The 16,034-nt window shown below is 70.8% G+C and carries 28 protein-coding genes; 1 reads left to right on the forward strand and 27 read right to left on the reverse strand.

The features are described 5' to 3' along the window. Position 1: 1 nt before the first annotated feature. The 27 genes from F4561_RS31720 to F4561_RS31850 all read right to left on the reverse strand — a co-directional run bounded on the left by F4561_RS31720 (position 2) and on the right by F4561_RS31850 (position 15,521). Positions 2 to 301: a hypothetical protein gene (locus F4561_RS31720; RefSeq protein WP_184585437.1), complete on the reverse strand. Its 300-nt coding sequence runs from the start codon at positions 299 to 301 to the stop codon at positions 2 to 4. A gap of 148 nt (positions 302 to 449) precedes the next feature. Next, on the reverse strand, positions 450 to 1,181 hold the full coding sequence (locus F4561_RS31725) for a hypothetical protein (protein WP_184585438.1): 732 nt from the start codon (positions 1,179 to 1,181) through the stop codon (positions 450 to 452). A gap of 122 nt (positions 1,182 to 1,303) precedes the next feature. Then, positions 1,304 to 1,507, reverse strand: a complete 204-nt coding sequence (locus tag F4561_RS31730) for a hypothetical protein (RefSeq protein ID WP_184585439.1) — start codon at positions 1,505 to 1,507, stop codon at positions 1,304 to 1,306. Continuing rightward, positions 1,507 to 1,785 carry a hypothetical protein gene (locus F4561_RS31735; protein ID WP_184585440.1) on the reverse strand — a complete coding sequence of 93 codons (279 nt, stop codon included), beginning with the start codon at positions 1,783 to 1,785 and terminating at the stop codon, positions 1,507 to 1,509. The genes F4561_RS31730 and F4561_RS31735 overlap by 1 nt, the downstream gene beginning before the upstream one ends. Beyond that, positions 1,782 to 2,372, reverse strand: a complete 591-nt coding sequence (locus F4561_RS31740; protein WP_184585441.1) for a 3'-5' exoribonuclease domain-containing protein — start codon at positions 2,370 to 2,372, stop codon at positions 1,782 to 1,784. The genes F4561_RS31735 and F4561_RS31740 overlap by 4 nt, the downstream gene beginning before the upstream one ends. Continuing rightward, positions 2,369 to 2,596, reverse strand: a complete 228-nt coding sequence (locus F4561_RS31745) for a hypothetical protein (RefSeq protein ID WP_184585442.1) — start codon at positions 2,594 to 2,596, stop codon at positions 2,369 to 2,371. The genes F4561_RS31740 and F4561_RS31745 overlap by 4 nt, the downstream gene beginning before the upstream one ends. Beyond that, positions 2,593 to 2,781: a hypothetical protein gene (locus F4561_RS31750; RefSeq protein ID WP_184585443.1), complete on the reverse strand. Its 189-nt coding sequence runs from the start codon at positions 2,779 to 2,781 to the stop codon at positions 2,593 to 2,595. The genes F4561_RS31745 and F4561_RS31750 overlap by 4 nt, the downstream gene beginning before the upstream one ends. Further along, positions 2,778 to 4,862 (reverse strand): AAA family ATPase, encoded by a 2,085-nt coding sequence (locus F4561_RS33520; protein ID WP_184585444.1) that lies wholly within the window; start codon positions 4,860 to 4,862, stop codon positions 2,778 to 2,780. The genes F4561_RS31750 and F4561_RS33520 overlap by 4 nt, the downstream gene beginning before the upstream one ends. Next, the gene (locus F4561_RS31760) at positions 4,859 to 5,152 is read right to left on the reverse strand and encodes a hypothetical protein (protein WP_184585445.1); all 294 of its coding nucleotides are present in this window, start codon (positions 5,150 to 5,152) and stop codon (positions 4,859 to 4,861) included. The genes F4561_RS33520 and F4561_RS31760 overlap by 4 nt, the downstream gene beginning before the upstream one ends. Positions 5,153 to 5,237: 85 nt before the next feature. Beyond that, positions 5,238 to 5,756 (reverse strand): hypothetical protein, encoded by a 519-nt coding sequence (locus F4561_RS31765; protein WP_184585446.1) that lies wholly within the window; start codon positions 5,754 to 5,756, stop codon positions 5,238 to 5,240. Beyond that, positions 5,753 to 6,088 (reverse strand): helix-turn-helix domain-containing protein, encoded by a 336-nt coding sequence (locus tag F4561_RS31770; RefSeq protein WP_184585447.1) that lies wholly within the window; start codon positions 6,086 to 6,088, stop codon positions 5,753 to 5,755. The genes F4561_RS31765 and F4561_RS31770 overlap by 4 nt, the downstream gene beginning before the upstream one ends. After that, positions 6,085 to 6,555: a hypothetical protein gene (locus F4561_RS31775; protein WP_184585448.1), complete on the reverse strand. Its 471-nt coding sequence runs from the start codon at positions 6,553 to 6,555 to the stop codon at positions 6,085 to 6,087. The genes F4561_RS31770 and F4561_RS31775 overlap by 4 nt, the downstream gene beginning before the upstream one ends. Further along, the gene (locus F4561_RS31780; protein WP_184585449.1) at positions 6,552 to 7,292 is read right to left on the reverse strand and encodes an exonuclease domain-containing protein; all 741 of its coding nucleotides are present in this window, start codon (positions 7,290 to 7,292) and stop codon (positions 6,552 to 6,554) included. Before F4561_RS31780 ends, F4561_RS31775 begins: the two co-directional genes overlap by 4 nt. Further along, positions 7,289 to 7,711 carry a hypothetical protein gene (locus tag F4561_RS31785; protein WP_184585450.1) on the reverse strand — a complete coding sequence of 141 codons (423 nt, stop codon included), beginning with the start codon at positions 7,709 to 7,711 and terminating at the stop codon, positions 7,289 to 7,291. Before F4561_RS31785 ends, F4561_RS31780 begins: the two co-directional genes overlap by 4 nt. Beyond that, positions 7,701 to 9,338, reverse strand: coding sequence for a coiled-coil domain-containing protein (locus F4561_RS31790; RefSeq protein WP_184585451.1), 1,638 nt, complete (start codon positions 9,336 to 9,338; stop codon positions 7,701 to 7,703). Before F4561_RS31790 ends, F4561_RS31785 begins: the two co-directional genes overlap by 11 nt. Beyond that, positions 9,335 to 9,649 carry a hypothetical protein gene (locus F4561_RS31795; RefSeq protein WP_184585452.1) on the reverse strand — a complete coding sequence of 105 codons (315 nt, stop codon included), beginning with the start codon at positions 9,647 to 9,649 and terminating at the stop codon, positions 9,335 to 9,337. The genes F4561_RS31790 and F4561_RS31795 overlap by 4 nt, the downstream gene beginning before the upstream one ends. Further along, complete coding sequence (locus tag F4561_RS31800; protein ID WP_184585453.1) at positions 9,649 to 10,875, reverse strand: recombination directionality factor; 1,227 nt, start codon at positions 10,873 to 10,875, stop codon at positions 9,649 to 9,651. Before F4561_RS31800 ends, F4561_RS31795 begins: the two co-directional genes overlap by 1 nt. Positions 10,876 to 10,877: 2 nt before the next feature. After that, on the reverse strand, positions 10,878 to 11,435 hold the full coding sequence (locus tag F4561_RS31805; protein WP_184585454.1) for an HNH endonuclease signature motif containing protein: 558 nt from the start codon (positions 11,433 to 11,435) through the stop codon (positions 10,878 to 10,880). Then, positions 11,435 to 12,451, reverse strand: a complete 1,017-nt coding sequence (locus tag F4561_RS31810; protein ID WP_184585455.1) for a hypothetical protein — start codon at positions 12,449 to 12,451, stop codon at positions 11,435 to 11,437. The genes F4561_RS31805 and F4561_RS31810 overlap by 1 nt, the downstream gene beginning before the upstream one ends. Then, positions 12,444 to 12,899 (reverse strand): hypothetical protein, encoded by a 456-nt coding sequence (locus F4561_RS31815; protein WP_184585456.1) that lies wholly within the window; start codon positions 12,897 to 12,899, stop codon positions 12,444 to 12,446. The genes F4561_RS31810 and F4561_RS31815 overlap by 8 nt, the downstream gene beginning before the upstream one ends. Then, positions 12,896 to 13,555: a glycosyltransferase family 32 protein gene (locus tag F4561_RS31820; RefSeq protein ID WP_246438332.1), complete on the reverse strand. Its 660-nt coding sequence runs from the start codon at positions 13,553 to 13,555 to the stop codon at positions 12,896 to 12,898. The genes F4561_RS31815 and F4561_RS31820 overlap by 4 nt, the downstream gene beginning before the upstream one ends. A 5-nt stretch (positions 13,556 to 13,560) precedes the next feature. Next, positions 13,561 to 13,785 (reverse strand): hypothetical protein, encoded by a 225-nt coding sequence (locus tag F4561_RS31825; RefSeq protein WP_184585458.1) that lies wholly within the window; start codon positions 13,783 to 13,785, stop codon positions 13,561 to 13,563. Next, positions 13,772 to 14,029 (reverse strand): hypothetical protein, encoded by a 258-nt coding sequence (locus tag F4561_RS31830; RefSeq protein WP_184585459.1) that lies wholly within the window; start codon positions 14,027 to 14,029, stop codon positions 13,772 to 13,774. The genes F4561_RS31825 and F4561_RS31830 overlap by 14 nt, the downstream gene beginning before the upstream one ends. Beyond that, positions 14,026 to 14,268 (reverse strand): hypothetical protein, encoded by a 243-nt coding sequence (locus tag F4561_RS31835; RefSeq protein WP_184585460.1) that lies wholly within the window; start codon positions 14,266 to 14,268, stop codon positions 14,026 to 14,028. Before F4561_RS31835 ends, F4561_RS31830 begins: the two co-directional genes overlap by 4 nt. A gap of 67 nt (positions 14,269 to 14,335) precedes the next feature. Continuing rightward, entirely contained in the window at positions 14,336 to 14,524 is a 189-nt protein-coding gene (locus F4561_RS31840) for a hypothetical protein (RefSeq protein WP_184585461.1), read from the reverse strand. Next, on the reverse strand, positions 14,524 to 15,291 hold the full coding sequence (locus tag F4561_RS31845) for a phage antirepressor (RefSeq protein ID WP_184585462.1): 768 nt from the start codon (positions 15,289 to 15,291) through the stop codon (positions 14,524 to 14,526). The genes F4561_RS31840 and F4561_RS31845 overlap by 1 nt, the downstream gene beginning before the upstream one ends. Then, positions 15,288 to 15,521 (reverse strand): helix-turn-helix transcriptional regulator, encoded by a 234-nt coding sequence (locus F4561_RS31850; RefSeq protein ID WP_184585463.1) that lies wholly within the window; start codon positions 15,519 to 15,521, stop codon positions 15,288 to 15,290. Before F4561_RS31850 ends, F4561_RS31845 begins: the two co-directional genes overlap by 4 nt. A 193-nt stretch (positions 15,522 to 15,714) precedes the next feature. Here F4561_RS31850 and F4561_RS31855 point away from each other — a divergent pair. Beyond that, a partial coding sequence (locus F4561_RS31855; protein WP_184585464.1) for a helix-turn-helix domain-containing protein occupies positions 15,715 to 16,034 on the forward strand: 320 nt, incomplete at its 3' end.

The raw sequence follows: 16,034 nt of genomic DNA on the forward strand, positions 1-16,034 counted from the left end.
GTCAGAACTCGGCGTAAGGATGGACGCTGGCGTCGGCGCGGACCATCTTGCGGATCAAGTCCTTCATGGCGGTGTCGTCGCGGGTGACGTCGAGGACGACGTTGGGGCTCTGGTCGGGCAGGTCGACGTCGTACCCGAACACGAGGAGGGGTGGCAGCCCGGCCTCCTTGAGGCCGTCGGGGTCGATGTTGGCGCCTTTGGCTTCGTCCGAGGTGACGCCGTCGAGCACGAGGATGTGCTTGTGCTGTGTGGCGTCGCCGGTGGTTTCGGTGCCGACGTAGAGGCTGCGCAAACGGGCCATGATGGTCTCCCAGGGGCGAGATGGGCATGAGAAAGGCCCGGTGAGCGGGGCTCGAACCGGGCCTGCGTCTGTTTCTGGGCATGACGAGAACACCATCTCGGCCGTGCCTGTGGATAACTCTAGCCAGCGGTGATTATCTGCGCAAACCTCACGCCCCGAGCCGCTTCGCCAGCCAGCCCCACTCGGCGTCAGGCCAGGCGGGCTTTCCGAACAACCACGTGCCGCAGTCGGCCTCAGGCGGCTCGCACGCATCGGACTCGCACACGATCAGCGGATCCCCGGCGACCAGCCGAACCACCAGCGTGCGCTGCCCGCCGGCGGGCGCCTGCGTGGTGCGCCCGTGGCACCAGGCGCACACCGTGGACAGCACCTGGCCGTCGACGATCTCCGACAGCGACCGCTCCAAGGTGCGCCGCATGCGCGCCGCGGCGGCCTGGGCGTCGTCGAGGATGCCGGGCTCGGCGTCGGCGGCTGCGGCCAGGTGCGCGGCGGCGTAGGCAAGCAGGCGGTCCAGGGCCGCGAAGTCGTAGACGGTGCTGGGCGGGTCGGGCTCGACGATGCGCACGGCCGCGTTGATGCGGGCGGCCATCTCGGTGGTGTCGGCCAGCACCTGCGCGAGGTCGTCGAGGACGGAGACATGCATCGGCGCCCGGCTCGTGCCGAGGGCGGCCAGGCGCTGCTCCTGGCGTTCGGTGCGTGCGAGCTCGTCGGCGCGCTGGCGGGCGATGCGGCTGAGGGGGCGCCGGATGCGGCGCCGCCGGGTCCCGGGCAGGCGCATCTGGTGGAGGTCAGGCCAGGAACGGGCGATCCAGGTGAGGTCGGCGACGGTTCCGGTGATGCGGTCGGCCCGGTCGGCGGTGTAGACGGCGTCGTGCGGCATGAGTCCCCCGGTGGTGATAGCGAACGGCTATGCTGGGTGCGACTCCCGAAGGGGGTTCAGGCGGTTGACGGAGCTGCCAGACGGGCGGGGCCCGGCGCGAGGGGGAAGCACCGGGCCCTTTCTCATGTCTGGCACGTGACCCAGCGCTGTTGCCATCCGTAAGGGCTCCACCCGCACCCCTCGCAGACGGCCCACCCGCCGATGATGTGTGAGCCCTGACTGGTGAAGGCGTAGATGGTGGCGGACCACAGGGTGGATGCTTGGCAGTGGGGGCACCACAGTGGTTCGGGTTCGCCGATGAGCGGGGTGGCTTCTTCGACGTGCATCACACCTCCTCGTCTTCGGGGTGCCAGCGCGGCTGCCGCACCGGGTCCACGGGCGGCGACACCGGGCCTTGGCCCGCGGTGCCGTTCTCGTAGCGGTATCGGGCGGCGAGGCGGATGCAGTCGCCGATCTGGTCGCGAGTGAGGCCCCGCACGCGGTAGCGCATGTTGTAGCCGTGGACGACCACGATCACGGCCCACACGGCGAAGGCGCAGGCGGCGAGCGCGACCGCGGCGAGGATGATGGCGGCGGTCCACATGAGGACGGTCTCAGCACTCACGCGGCACCCCCGGCGGCTCCGAGGTGGCGCAGGCAGTCCATGACGTGGCGGGCGTCGGCGAGGGCGTCGTGGACGCCGTCCCGCTGGTCGGGCACGGCGGCGTCGGGACGGTGCGCGAGTTCCTGCTGCAGGTCGCGCGTGAACATGGGCATGCCTTCCGGCAGGTCGATCATCCGGCCGTAGAGCTGGGCGAGGGCGACGTGGTCATAGGCGCCGTAATCGGCCCACAGCTCCACGTGCGGCACCTGCTCGGGGTCGGAGCCGAGCAGGAATTCCCGGATCTCGTTGGCGATCACCCACTTGGGCTTGACTCGGGTGTCGTGCAGGTCGGGGCCGACCGGGTTGTCTGCGGGGCTCTGGTACTGGCGCGGGGGGTGCTTCAGGTAGTCGTCCAGCCACTTCCTGCCGGTGATGGGCAGATGGGGTACGACGTTGCGCATGAGCCATTCGTGCTTGCGGATGCGGTCCCAGTCGGCGTCTGCGTTGACGGCGTAGTACTCGCGGCCGTTCTCGGCGACGATGCCGATGCTGATCAGGTCGATGGTGTGGCCATCTTCGAGGAATTCGGTGTCGTAGGCGTAGATCATTCCGTGGGGCCTTCCGTGAGTTGGTCGATGAGGTCGAGCGCGGCGGCCCGGACCTCGTCGTCGAGGTCGGCCTGGCGGAGCTCCCGGCGGGCGCCGTTGATGGTGCGGGTGGTCGCCAGGACGACGCCGGCGCACCCGGCTGCGCGCCGCTGGAGGGAGCCCGGTGCCGCGGCGGCGTGGTGTTCGCGGGCGGCCGCGGCGAGCGGTGCGGTGGGGCTGCTCATGAGGTGACCCGACGCCAGGCGGTCTCGCTCTGGTACACCCCGGGCGTCTTCCCGTAGCTCTGGAGCTTGTCGGCGTAGCGCTGGGCGTCGTGGTGGCGACGGAAGTACCGGTGCTTGATGTCGCCCTTGTCGCTTTGCCAGCGGACGACGTAGAGGGCGCCGTCGGGTGGCTTCAGGTTGGTCATGAGGCTTCCTTGTGGGGTGTGGGCACGTAGCGGCCGCCGTGGCTTTCACATAGATGGTCGGGGTAGCGCTCGGGGTGGATCCGGTGGTTGCACCCGGAGCCGCGGCACGGCACGAGGGGGTCCGCGGGCTCGAATTCCCTACCGTTTTGGTATGTCTCTGTCCCACCCGTCCCACTCCTAAAGGAGTGTGGGACGGTGGGACGGTGGACAGCCGTCCCATGGGACGGTTTGGGACGGCGTGGGACACCGCCCTCGCCCGGGGGGTCAGAAAGAACGTAGTGGTGGCGCTTGTCGGTACCCGCGTTGACCAGTTCACCCCGTTTGAGCAGGGCGTTTACGGCGCGGAAGAAGCTCGACTTCGGGACCCCACTGACCTCTCGCAGGTTCGTCGAGGAGGCCCCAGTTGTCCCAAAGCTGTCCCACATGGCGCGCAAGATGGTGCGCTCGGATTCGGTCGCCTGAGCGGCTGTCCCACTGCCCCCGTGGGACAAAATTACGGCGGAATCGCCCATTTCGGACAGGGTTAGCAGGATGGGGTCGAACGGTGGGGCGTCCTTCTGCTTGGGGTTGTCGAGCCGGATCAACGCCCCGTCCTTGCTCGCCCGCACCACCGAGGTGGCCGCGCCTTCCATGGCGGTGGAGCCGCGCAGCGTCTCACCGGAGCGGGCTTCGTGGTGCACCAGTAGCACGCAGGCGCCGGTTGACTGGCGTAGCTCGTCGGCGGCGGCCACCAACTGGCCCATGTCTTGGGAGCTGTTCTCGTCGGCGCCGACGGTGACCCGGGCCTGGGTGTCGATGACCACCATGACGGGGCGCATCTCCGCGGCCACCTGGGCGAACGCGGTGGCGTCGGTGCGACTGAGGAGCTGCACGGCCATGGGGAGGAACGTGACCCCCATGCGGTGGCCCATCAGCGATTCCCAGGCGCGTTTGCGCTCGGCCACACCGGCGGTGCCTTCGGCCACGAGGTAGAGCACTTCGCCGCGGGTGGTGGCCCGCCCTTGCCAGGACAGCCCGTGGGCCACGTGGGCGGCCCAGTCCAGCGCGACGAAGCTCTTGCCGTGTCCGGGTTTGCCGTGCAGCCACGCCAAGCTGTCGAGGTAGAGCATGCCTTCGACGAGGGGCTCGGGTGGGGGTAGGGCGTCCATACCCTCGGAGTCGAGCAGGGCGGCGCGGATCTCGCTGGCGCGGGCGGTGACCAGCGGGTTCTCGTCTGTCTCATCGTCTTGTGGGACGGTGTGAGACGGTTCGGGACGCTCCTGGCCCTCGTCGGCGTGGGGTTCGCCGGTGGCCGGGTCCAGGTCCACGAACGCCTCGACGGGGTAACCCGCGGCGAGGTGGTCGGTGGCGTCCTTGCCCGCGGCCGCTTGGACGGCCCGCACGGAGGCGGCCACACCGGAGAGGCTCTGTCCGACTGTGCGGGCGTGCTCCCATCCGGACCGGCGCCCCTTCTCGTTGGGTGCGTCGTTGTCGGCGACGATCACCACATGGGCACCGGCGAGGTGCTGGGCGTACTCGGTGCGCCATTTGCCGGCGCCGCCCGGGTTGCAGGTGGCCTCGCAGCCGGCGGCGACGAGCCGCTCGGCGTCCTTCTCGCCCTCGACCACGTAGACCGTGCGCCCGTCGGCGGCGGCCGCCAGGACCTGGGGCAGCCGGTACAACACGCGGCGGGTGTCCTTGAGGCTCCACCGGTACCCGGACCTCTTGGTGCGGTCGGGCACCCGGACGGGGAACTGCTTATCGAGGGTGCGCAGCACCTCGTAGAGCACCTGGCCGTGCTCGTCGGCGTAGGGGTAGACCGCGGTGGCCTCTCCGTAGGGGGTCCACTCTCCGCGGTGGCGCTGCTCGTCGCGGGGGGCGCACAGGGCATCCCAGTCGAGGCCGAGCGCGTCGAGGATGACGTGGGACTCGCACCCGGCGTGGCAGGTGAACACCACGGGGTGTTCCTTGCCGGCGCTGACGGAGAGGCTGGCGCGGCCGTCGTCGTGGGCGGGGCAGCGCGCCATGTAGTACCCGTGGTGGGAGCGTGCGCCCTCGAGCCGGGGCAGGACGATGTCCTGCAGAACATCAGTGCTGCTCACTTGGTGGCCTTGTCCAGGGCGATGGCGATGGCGGCGCGGATGGCGGGCACGGCCTCGGTGGTGCCGACGACGTCGACGTGGGTGGCCTCGGTGAGGGCGCCGGCGAGGAGGTGGGCGTCGTGTTCGGCGATGTGGGTGGCGTGGCCGATGTCGACGAGGGCGATGCAGCCGTGGGGGATGGGGTGGATGCCGCCGTGTTCGGCGGTGGGGGTGGGGACGCGGGCGGCGCCGGCGTGGACGTGTAGCCGGATGTGGATGGTGGCGGTGGTGGATGTGTGCGCGGCGCCCATGTGCTCCCCCGGGTGTGGTTGTGGGTGTGGTGTGCGGGTGAAGGGGCGCCCCCTGCCCCCGAGGTAGGGGGCGCCCCCGGTGGGGTCAGTCCTCGTCGTCCTGGTCGTGGCCGAGGGCGGCGGCGAGGCCGTCGGCGAGGCGTTCCATTTCGATCCACATTTCCGAGGCGGACAGGTTCGCGGTGGTGGCGGTGCGGGCGACGGTGGCCCAGTGGCCCAGGGCGGCGCGGTAGCGGGCGGCGCCGATCATGGCGACGCGGTCGCCGGCCACATTGGCGGTGTGCTTGGCGAGTTCGATGTCGCCCTCAGGGGTGAGGGTGCCGGCGCTGGTGCGCAGCAGCCAGAACGCCCGCTGTACCTCGCGGACCTGCTCGGTCTGCTCGTCGCCGTCGGGGATCTCCGCGGTGGCCAGCCGCAGCTTCACCGAGGGCGCTTTCTCCTCCCCGGGTGCGGGTTCGGTGAGCTCGGTGGGCACCAGTTCGCCGACGACGGGCAGGCGTTGCACGGTGCCGGAGCGGAGCTTGGCCGCGATGGTGTCGAGGTAGGGGTCGACAACCTCGGCGACCTGGGTTGTGGTTTTGCTGTCGATCTTGGCTGTGGTCATGCTGCGGTGTGCTCCTGTTCCTGTTGGGTGGCGCGGAGGTACGCCTGGTATCGGCTGGCGGTGCGGATGGTGACGCCGAGCCGCTCGGCGGCCTCGACGCGGGTGAGCCCCTGCGACCGGAGCTCGGCGTAGTCCTCGGCGCGGCCGAGGGCGGTGGGGCTTCGGAGCTGGTAGGTGGTGGTGCCGTTCGGGGCGCGGTGGGGGTTGAGGGGCCACCGGTGGAGCGTGCCGTTGGCGCTGTGTCGGGTGTGGCAGGTGCGGATGAGTCCGCGGCCGATGTGGGGGCCGGTGCGTCCGCAGCATGCGCAGGTGATGTCGGGTCCGTCGGTCACCGGGCACTCACCTCCAGCTCTGCGACGGGGTCGCCGTAGCCCGCCGCGCGCAGCACACCCACGGCGGTGGACAGGTGCATGCGGATGGGCTCGGCGCACACGGCGTCGACAGGGCTGGGCACACCGAGCAGGGGGCGCAGGCCGCCGATGGTGAGGTGGGCCCACCAGGACGCGGCCCGCGCAGGCCCGTATCCGGCGCGTTTGGTGACCAGCACGCCCACATCGGCGCGCGCGGCGACGCGTTCCTGTACGGTCTCGGCCAGCCAGTCATTGATGAGCCCGTCTCCGGCGTTCTCGGCGGCGCGGCCGGACTTGACCTCCCACACGAGCCCGGGGCAGCCGGTGATGTCGCCGAGGTCGTGTTCGCCTGCCAGGGCGCGCCGCTCGGCCGAGGGCCACCCGTGCGCCTGGAGGTAGCGCACGACGGCGGTCTCCGCCACGGTCCCGATGTCTTTGCTGCGGCTCACGTCAGCGCCTCCTGCGTCACGACGGGGACGGGTGTCAGTGGCCAGTGCGGGTCAACGACGGTGTCCGGCGGGTCCTTCTTGCGCAGGTACCGCTGCAGGGACGCGCACTGGTCAGCACGCCAGGTGACCTGGCGGTCGTGAAGGTCGCCAGGCTCCATTCCGCCCAGGGCGGGGTAGCGGGTGGCGATGACGTAGGCGACCCGGGCGGCGGCGAGCGCGTCGGCGGCGGACCCGTGGGCGTCCTGTTCGGCAAGGTCGATGCCGTAGTGGCGCGCGACGTCGCCGAGCTTCCGGCTTCCCTTGCGGAAGGTGTCGCACTGCTTGTCCAACACGGTCGGGTCGACGACCGGGCGCAGGGCGGCGAGCTGGTCGGCGAGGTCCTGGCGCCCGTAGCGCAGGCACTCGCGGTGCAGCAGGGTGATGTCGTAGGCGGCGTTGTACGCCACCGTGACCGCGCCCTCCTCGCGGGACCAGTACAGGACGTCGGCAGCGATTGCGGGAATCGCGTCGCGGGCCCGCTCGCCGTGCTGCCGGGCGTGCTCGGTGGTGACGCCGTGGATGGCGGTCGCGCCGTCGGGGATGTCGACGCCGGGGTCGACGAGCCACGTGCAGCACCGCTTGTAGCCCCGGGAGGGGCGGATGGTCCACCGGGACCAGGTGACGATGCGGTCGGTCTCGACGTCCACGCCGGTGGTCTCGGCGTCGACCGACGAGAGGAGTCCTGTGTGCCAGCTCATGCGGCCTCCCCGTCTGCTTCGGCAAGGGCGCGCAGGCTGGTGGCGAGCTGGGCGTACTGGTCGATGGCCCGTTCGAGCTCCCACGGGTCCTCGGCCGCGGCGGTGGCTGGGGAGGGCGCGGTGATGTCGCGCTGTGCCCGGTACTCACCGCGCCAGGGGTCGTACTCAACGAGCCAGCCGGGACGCCGGGACTCCAGCCAGGCGCAGGTGCGCGTCGTAGGTGGGTGGTGGGCGCCGCCCTGTCGGGGCACGGCGGGGGTAGCGGCCCGCCGCAGGGCCGTGGCCGGCTCCGCGGCGGGCGCGTCCTCGTGGTGTGCTCCGCGGCGGACCCGCGCCTCGTAGAGGGCGTAGCCCAGGGCGGCGACGATGAGGCCGTCTAGCACTCCGATCCCGACCCACCGCCAGATCTCACTGGCCATCAGTGGACTCCTCGTCGTCCGGGACCTCGGCGGCGTCGTCCTGCTCGGCGGCGAGCATGCGGTTCTCGAGGGCGTCGAGGCGGGCGGCGATCCGGCGCGCGCGGTCCTCGCACTGGTCCTCGGCGCTGCAGACCTCGGCTGTGGTGGCAGCGAGCCGGATGGTGCGCTCCAGGGTGGCCACGCGGGCGGACAGGGTGGGGCCGTCGCCGGGCATCACCTCGGCGGCCAGAGTGCGCAGCAGCTCGACGCACCGGTTGTACTCGTGGGCCAGGGAATCGATGCGGTATCCGGTTCGGTCGGTGTGGTCCTCGACGGCGTCGACGCGGTCGGTCAGCTCGGCCAGGGTGGGCACCTCGTCGCCGGGCTCGGCCGACTCGCTCTCGGTGTCGCGGCCGGTCTCCGGGGTGGCGTCGGGCAGCTCCAGGTGGCGGATGTGGGTGGCGAGACGCTCCTGGCCCTCTGAGTCGGCCTCGTCGGCGGCCTGCTCGCGCATGTCCTCGGCGCCGCGCCCGTAGGCGGTGGCGGCGTCGTCCTTGCAGCGGCGCGCGAGGTCGACCTGGGAGTCCACGGCGCGCTGCCATCCGGCGTCCGCATCGGCACATGTGACGCCAGGGAGTGTGTGGTGCCACCGCATTTCATCAATGGCGCACTCACGCATCTCGACGGCCCGCTGGCGGGCGGATGTCCACGCGGTGCGGTACCGGTCGACCTGGCGGGCGAGGCGGCTGGACTCTGCCAGCGTGAGCCGCCCGTCCCGTTCGGCCCGCGCGACGTCGCGCTCGCGGTGGGCCTCGGCCAGCTCCCGCGTGAGCTGGTCGATCATGGGGCCGGTGTCGGGGTCCGTGTAGACCTCCATCCACGGGCGGGACCGCTCGGACTCGGTCAGCCGGTCCACCTCGGCGCGCGCCTGGTCGTGCTCGCCGCGGAGGAGCGCCTGGGCGTTGGCCTCAGCGTTGAGCTGGCCGGTAAGCCGGTCCACCTCGGCGCGCAGCTCCGCGATGCGCCCCTGGTCGCCGGCCAGGCTGGCGCAGGCGACCTCCCACGCGCCCGGGTCGTCCGGGTCGACGTCGGCGGACTCCTCTCCGCGGATCAGGGCCAGGGCCAGCCGCGCCCAGTCGGTGTCGGCCTCGGCGGCGCCGTCGCGGACACCGGCCTGCAGGTAGGGCAATGCCACCGTGAGGGCGTCGCGCACGACGGTCGCGTGCGAGGGGTCATGCGCGTAGCCGTCGTCGCCCTGGTCGTGGCGGCGCATCCAGTCCGCCAGGACGGCGTCTACGGCGGCCTCCAGGTCCGGGCTACCTGACGCGCTACCTGACGCCGTGTCGACTACGCGTGAGGTAGGCGGGGTGAGGCGCCGGTGGATCTTGGTCGCGGCCTCGTGCCGACACCGATCGTCGGGGCCGGTCTCGGCGTCGTCCGGGGCCAGCCCGCACGCAGAGCACGCGAGGGCGATGTCGTCGCGGCCGGCCGCGGCCAGGATGCGCTGGCACACCCGAGGGGCGTCGGCGGCAGACACGTCCACGGTGGGCTCACTGCGCAGTTCGAGCCGCGCACCCAGGCCGTCCTCCTCGGGTAGCGGCGTGATGTGCAGCGGGATGCCGTCGCGGTCGGTGTAGGGCGCGGTCATCGGGGGTCTCCCGTCGTCGTGGGGGCGGTCGTGGTGGGGCGGGCGAGCGTGCAGGTGGGGCACTCGCCAGTGACGTCCGGGAGTCGGCGCCCGGCAACGGCGGAGTCGAGTTCGGCCGCGTTCGCGTCGCGCAGGTCGTTGCCGCAGCCGTTGCAGGCACGCTGCACGCGGATGGTCGTGGTGGTGCGAGGGCGGGGCAGGTCGAGGCACGGGTCGCACCCGGCGGCGCGGCACGCCTGCCGGCGGTCGTGTCGGTCGCAGCAGCAACCCGGGCAGGTGCAGCCCTGGGGGCGCGAGATAGGGGTGGCCATCAGAACGGCACCTGCTCACCGGTCGCATCGGCCGAGGACTTGACGCGGTCGCCGGGCGTGACCCGGCCGGACTTGATCCCGGCCAGGAACTCCCGGAGCTGCTGCGTCGACGCGGTGGCAGGAAGCGCACCCTCGTGGTGGTAGGCGAACGCCTCCTCCAGACGACTCGTGGTCCATTCGCTGCCGGCGGCGGCAACGATCTGCATCCACAAGGCGTCAGCGTCGTCCCCGGTGTCGCCCTCGTCGGCCGACAAGGGCGCCTGCTCCGGCTGCCCGTCGATGTCCGGGGCCCGGCTGCCCGACGGCGGGCTGACCCCGTTCCCGCGGGACGCCTGGCGTAGGTCGTCGGCCCGGTTGCGCATCTGCTCGTCGAGGTAGGGCGTCATCTCCCCGGCCTCGCGGCACTCCTTGTGCAGGTCGAAGATTTCCTGGAGCTGCTGCGTCGCCTCCAGGCGCGCGAGCCAGTCCGTGCCCGCGGGCTGCTGCGGCGCCGATTCGATCGCTGGCGCCTGTCGGCCGGAGTCCACCGCGGGCGCGGGCTGCTCGGTCGAGACTGCGGCCGACGTCGCACCCGTTCCGGACACCGCCGCGGCGCCCTGTCCGGACAAGAGCTGGGCGGGAGACGCGTCGATGTCCAGCGTCGGCACCATGAAACGCTTCGTGCCGTCCTCGCCGACGATCCGGCGCTCCTCCAGCGACAGCCAACCGCCGATGTTCCCGCCACCGCGCGACAGCAGGTCAGCGACCGGCGGCAGCTCGACCGCGGCGTAGTATCCGTGCGTCGTCAGCAGCCACAGCCCCACTGGCGGCACGTCGCGCAACATGACATTGAGGCGGGTTGTCAGAGAACAGTCGCGCTGTTCGGGGTCGCACATGCACGGCTGGTCGGACTTCTGCTCGAACTGACCATCACACCGGCGGGCGCACATGGAGCCGCGGTAAAACTCATACCATTGCGTGACGGCCTGCGGGGGAACGATCACAGGCACGTGCTTGGAGCTGGTGATCACCTCCCATTCGGCCGGGCCGCCGTTGGCGGGGGTCCATTCGCGGACGTCGCCGCCGTAGGTCGAGGCGATCCGCTCCAGGGTGGGGCGTGACGGGCTGGTGAATCGGAATGTTGCGAGCTTGTCGGGGCGGGTCTTGCCGTTGCTGGTGGGCACGACCTGTCCGATACGGATCTCGCCGAGCTGGCGCATGCGGCGCTGAAGATCGATCACGGGCATGATCAGGTGGCCTTTCTTGTACTGCGGCGCATGTGCTCGCGCTTGCATGCGCGGCAATGCCGGTAGCCGTGGCGGTCGGTGTAGGTGTTGGCCTCGTCGAAGGGGTGGCCGTTCTTGCACTCCGCCTTGGGTGGCAGCGGGCCGCGCGCCTCGCGCTGGGCCTTTTTTCGGGCCGACTGCCGGGCGCGGTGACAACTTCGGCAGTACCGACGGCCGTTCGCGTACCGCCCCGTGTTCTGCTCGTCGTAGACGTGGCCAGCCGGGCAGTGCGTGCGCCGCGCCGGTTCACCGCGGCGGGTGTTCTCGCCCGACGTCACCGGTTCGAGGTGGTCGGGGTTGCAGCACGCCGGATTGCGGCACAGGTGGTCGATGACCAGCCCTTCAGGGATCGAGCCAACGAACATCTCGTATGCCAGTCGGTGCGTGTAGGCCGCGCGGTCGTTCACGCGCAACTGGCCGTATCCGCTGTTGTTCTTCGCTCCCGTCCACTCCCAGCAGTCGTCCTGGACGCTGATCCTGGACATCAGGCGGGGCAGTACCGGCTTTGGATGTCCAGCCATCAGGCAGCCTCATTCCTGGTCGCGTTTGTGGAACCGGGCGGGGTGAGCGCGTCGCCGACTACGTGCGGCGCGGTGTCGGTGTGGAAATCCGCCACATGGCGGATGTGGCAGAACGCCTTGAAAACGTCGTCGCCGCACCGCATCGGGTAGAGCCGGTAACCCTCCGGGCGGACCTGGAGCACCACGCCCACGCTGTGCGCGAGCGGCATGGGCACGCGGGTGCCGTCGCGCAGCCAGCAGAATTCGCCGCGGCGGTAGGCCGAAAGCTGCACACCGGCCTCGGGGTAGACCCCCCGCACGTGCCCGTCGTAGGTGCGCTCGTCGAGTTCCCCGCCGGTCTTGGTGTCACCCATGTACTCGGTTTCGGCGGGCAGGCTCCACAACCGCGACAGCGGCGCGGAGCGGAACATGTAGTCGAGCGTCCCGGCGTAGCTCTCGCTGTAGTTCGCGACGACCATCTCCGACGCGGTGAACTCGACCTGCCAGTCGGCGACGAACTCCTCGAAGGCGGCGATGAACGGCGCCATCTCCTCCGAGCTGGTGATCTCGTCGGGGATCGGCGTGCCGAGCACCTTCGCCTCGATCACCTCGTGCACCGCGGTGCCGAGGTCGGCGCGCTCGTCGCGCTTGCGGGTGTGCGCGCGGGCGATCCACTTCGTCAGCTCCGCGGCCCGGTCGGCGGATCGCGACGCGCGCACCAGCTCGGGTAGGTGCTCCATGGCGGACTCGGCGGACAACTTCGCGGCCCAGTGAACGAGGGCCTCCTTCGGCGAGCCCTTGCTCAGAACGGTTGTGACGCTGCGGAGGTATTCGCCGGTGACGTGGCACCGGTAGTAGCCCGCCGTGGACCGGCGCGGGATGCGCGCCGGGCCGATCAGCGTGCCGGATCCGGTGCACGACAGGGACCGGTCGGCGCCGGACGCGCCGGCCTTGTGCTTGCGCAGGCGCCCCTGCTTGGTGACGCGCTGCTCGATGCCGCACACGTCGCACGTGGCGCGCGCGGGGATGTCAGCCACGGTCGCCCCCAACCTCCGGGCTGGGCAGTGCGGCGCGCGCCCGACCGAGGGCGTGCATGGCGTCGGTCAACTGATGGTGCGCGGCGACCTCGCGCACGTGGGCCGCGACCTCATCCGTGGCTGTGAGCCGGGCGTCAATGTCGATGTGGGCGGCGTCGACGAGCTGTGTCACGGTGGCCAGCTCGCGGAGGGCCCGGCGCACCCGCTCCTGATCGCTCGGCCCGGTCGGCGCGTGGTCGACGACAGGGCGCGTCCGGCCGAGGGCGTCACAGCCGCACCTGCCGTCGGGGTCGACATCCTCGCGGCACGTGTGGCAATAGGCCGTGACAACGCGCTCGGCCACGGGGGCGCGCGGGCGGGGCGCGTCGTGCCGCGTCGCCAGCAGCATCCCGGTCACGGCCACGCCCGCCACGATGGCCAGCCCGATAGTGATACTCAGGGCGGTCACAGAACCACCCGGTCCGTGCCGGTTTCCTTTCTCCAGCTCACGGCGTTCTGGTGGGCGATGAACGTCGACTTCACCGTGGCGTCCGTCCCCGTCTTCGCGATCAGCCTCCGGGTGCCGCGCTCGCACCCCTCGTCGATCTGCTCGAAATCGGAGTACGACCGCAGCAGCGGGGTGATGTATCGGGTTCCGAACAGAGAGAACACCGAGTGGCCGTTCTCGCCCTGCCCGGCCCGCATCGTCCGGTACCGGTAGGCGGCGCCCTCAACCAGCGCCCGTATGGCCGGATGGCCCCGCGTGGCGCCCAACGTGCCGTTGGCGACGTTGCCGTTGTTGCCGGTCATCCCGAACAAGGCCTTGCCGGACACCAGTGGGCGTAGCGGCTTCCAGCATTGGCTGTCGGCGTCCGTGTACAGCCCGCCGAATGTGTGCAGCAGCTCCAGGCGCAGTAGGTCCGCGCGCACCGCGGGGTGCAGGTGCCTCATCGCGTCGTAGACATCCTGGTTATGCAGCTCCGGAAGGTTGTCGTCGGTCCACAGCCGCACCTCCCACGAAGGGTTGTGCCACTCGAAGCTGTCCAGGTTCTCGGGATAGGGGAACGGGTCCGGGCCGACCCAGATGACGTGCACGATCTTCGGGATCCGCACGGTGGCGAACATGGCGCTCACGCGGCATCGCCCCCGATCCCGAGCGCGTCCAGCACCTCGGCCGCGCCGTCGGCGTCCAGGCGGTGGTGCGCCAGCCGGGTCACCGCGGCGGCGTCCGCGGCCCGCTGCTCCGGGGTCTCCTCGGCCAGAGCGAGCAGCGCGTGACCGCGGTCGCCCACCTCGGGCCGGGGCCCCGGTCGCCCCGGATTGTCGGCAGCGCCGATCTGCTCACTGGTGGCCATGGTGGTCCCCCTTCGTGATGGCCCAGGGGCGGGTGGGGTAGGCGTGTCCGCGCCGTGTGGTGACCTCACGCATGAGGGCCTCGGGGTCGCCGGTGGCGCGCTCGGCGCGGGCCTTGGCATCCCGGAGCTGGCGGCGTAGACGGGACACGCGGGACATGCGGCCGGCCAGGTAGCCCAGGCCGCCGGCGGCCAGCACGGCGACGCCGACGACCGCGCCGATGATCAGGTCCATGTCGGTGATCACGCCGACACCTCCTCGGCGGTGGTGTCCGGGTAGTAGTCGGCCGCCCGCCACAGCGCCCGCATCGTGGCGTCCGTGACGCGGGGGAACTCGGTGAGGAAACGCAGCACCCCGCGGACGTGGGCGGCACGCTGGCGCAGGATCTCCGGGTCGCGCACGTCGAGGATGGCCACCAGGGCGATGTAGACATCCGGGGCGGACAGGGAGAGGTCCGGGTAGTCGGGGCCGGTATGCTGGGACATTGAGACTCCGTTCTCGGTTTGGGCCTCCACCAGGTGCGATCTGGTGGGGGCCATTTCTTTCGGTGGGTCAGGCGGCGGTGCGCTGTGCGGCGCGCGCCTCGGCACGGTGGCGCCGGATGATGTCGGCGATCTCCTCGACAGACGGACCGCCCGGGGTGTGCGCCGCACGGGCGGCGTCCTCGGGGGTCATGGAGTCGCGATCACGGCGGGCGAGGGCGAGGGTCCGGCCGAGCCGGCGGATGAGGTCCGGGTCCATCAGGCGCTCCCGTCGACGAGCGCGAGCTGCGTGGATGGCGGTTGGGGGCGCGTCTCCAGCCCTTGGGTGTAGCGGCGTCGCCAGATGCCAACTTCGCCGCGCGGGGTGACGTAGGTCGTCCAGACCTTGCGCCCGTCGGCGAGGCGGGATTTGGAAACGAGCCACTGTCGGTCGGTGGCGTAGGCCGTCGGATCGTTGCGCCGGGCGCCACCGCGGATCAGCAGCCCCTCTGCGTAGAGGTATTCGCGGAGCTGCTTCTCCTGCATGCCCCAGGCTTTGGCGACCTGGCCGACCAGGCGCAGCCCGTCAGCGTCGACGGTGCGGCGGGTGTACTCGGCATCGGGCTCCAGCTCGGCGGCGCGCTGCTCGGCAGCCTCGGCTCGATCCTCGGCCTCGTACCAATAGCGCGCCATCTCCTTGCGGGACAGCTCGCGCTGCGGGGTGGTGCCGTAGCCCCCGGTCTCGCGGATCGTCCGCAGGATCTCCTTGACCTGCTTCTTGATCGTGCGAGCCTCGGGCTTGGTGCTGCGAAAGATCAGCTCCCAGATGCCGTCCTCGTAGACGACAGAAAGGCGCTGGTCGCCGCCGGGGGTACTCACGATCTGAGTACCCTTTTCGTCATCATCGAGTAGACGGAGAGCGTTCGCAGCGTCGCGGTACTCGAACGTTCCCGCGACGTCGGCGGCGACCGCGTAGGGGTGTCCGTCGTCGGTGACGCCGAACCGCCATGGCTGGTCGCCCACGTCGAATAGCTGGATGTCAGTCATGCGGGCACCCCCTGCTCTTCGCGGGTGTGGTGCGTGCAGGTGATCGCGGACGTGGGGACGTCGAGCGCCGTCGCGATTGCTTTCACGATGTCGGGGCGGCGTTCGCACAGCCGTCGGCCGTTTTCGATCTCGCCGTAGTACTGCGGTGAGATCCCGGCCGCCTGCGCTAGCCGAGCCTTCGTCTGCCCGTCCTTGATCCGCAGTGCGGTGAGGGCGTGTCGGTTAATCACGCGGCCAGCCTACGCAGTACTACGCAGACTACGCAAGCATGGAAACCCTAAGTACGCAGTGCAGATAGTACTCGTCTACGCACTCCTAGGTGATAAAACCCTTGCCATGTAGGGAAAATGAATAACCTACGCGCGTAGAACGCGTGTCGCGGCTTCACTTGCTTGTGCGTAGTAATGCGTGGACACTGAGAGCATGGAGACACCCCACAGTCGCCGCACGGCCGGTGCTGCCCTAGAGATGGCTCGCCGGAAATCGAAAATCAGCCAGCGCGAACTCGCCCGACGGGCCGAGATCAGCGAGACGTGGTACCGGGCCCTAACAAAAGGACTCCGCCACGAGGACCCGCAGCCGGCGAGTGACGAAGTATGGGTGCGACTGGCACAGGCGGCCGGAGCATCGGTGCCGGAGATCTTCGCGACGCTCGGCCGAGATGCACCAGAGGACAGAGATGCCGATGGCCAGTCCGATCAGTCCGACGACGCGCCGGGCGTGGTGCACGAGGAGCGAGGGCC

Source organism: Lipingzhangella halophila, assembly GCF_014203805.1.
Lineage (GTDB): Bacteria > Actinomycetota > Actinomycetes > Streptosporangiales > Streptosporangiaceae > Lipingzhangella > Lipingzhangella halophila.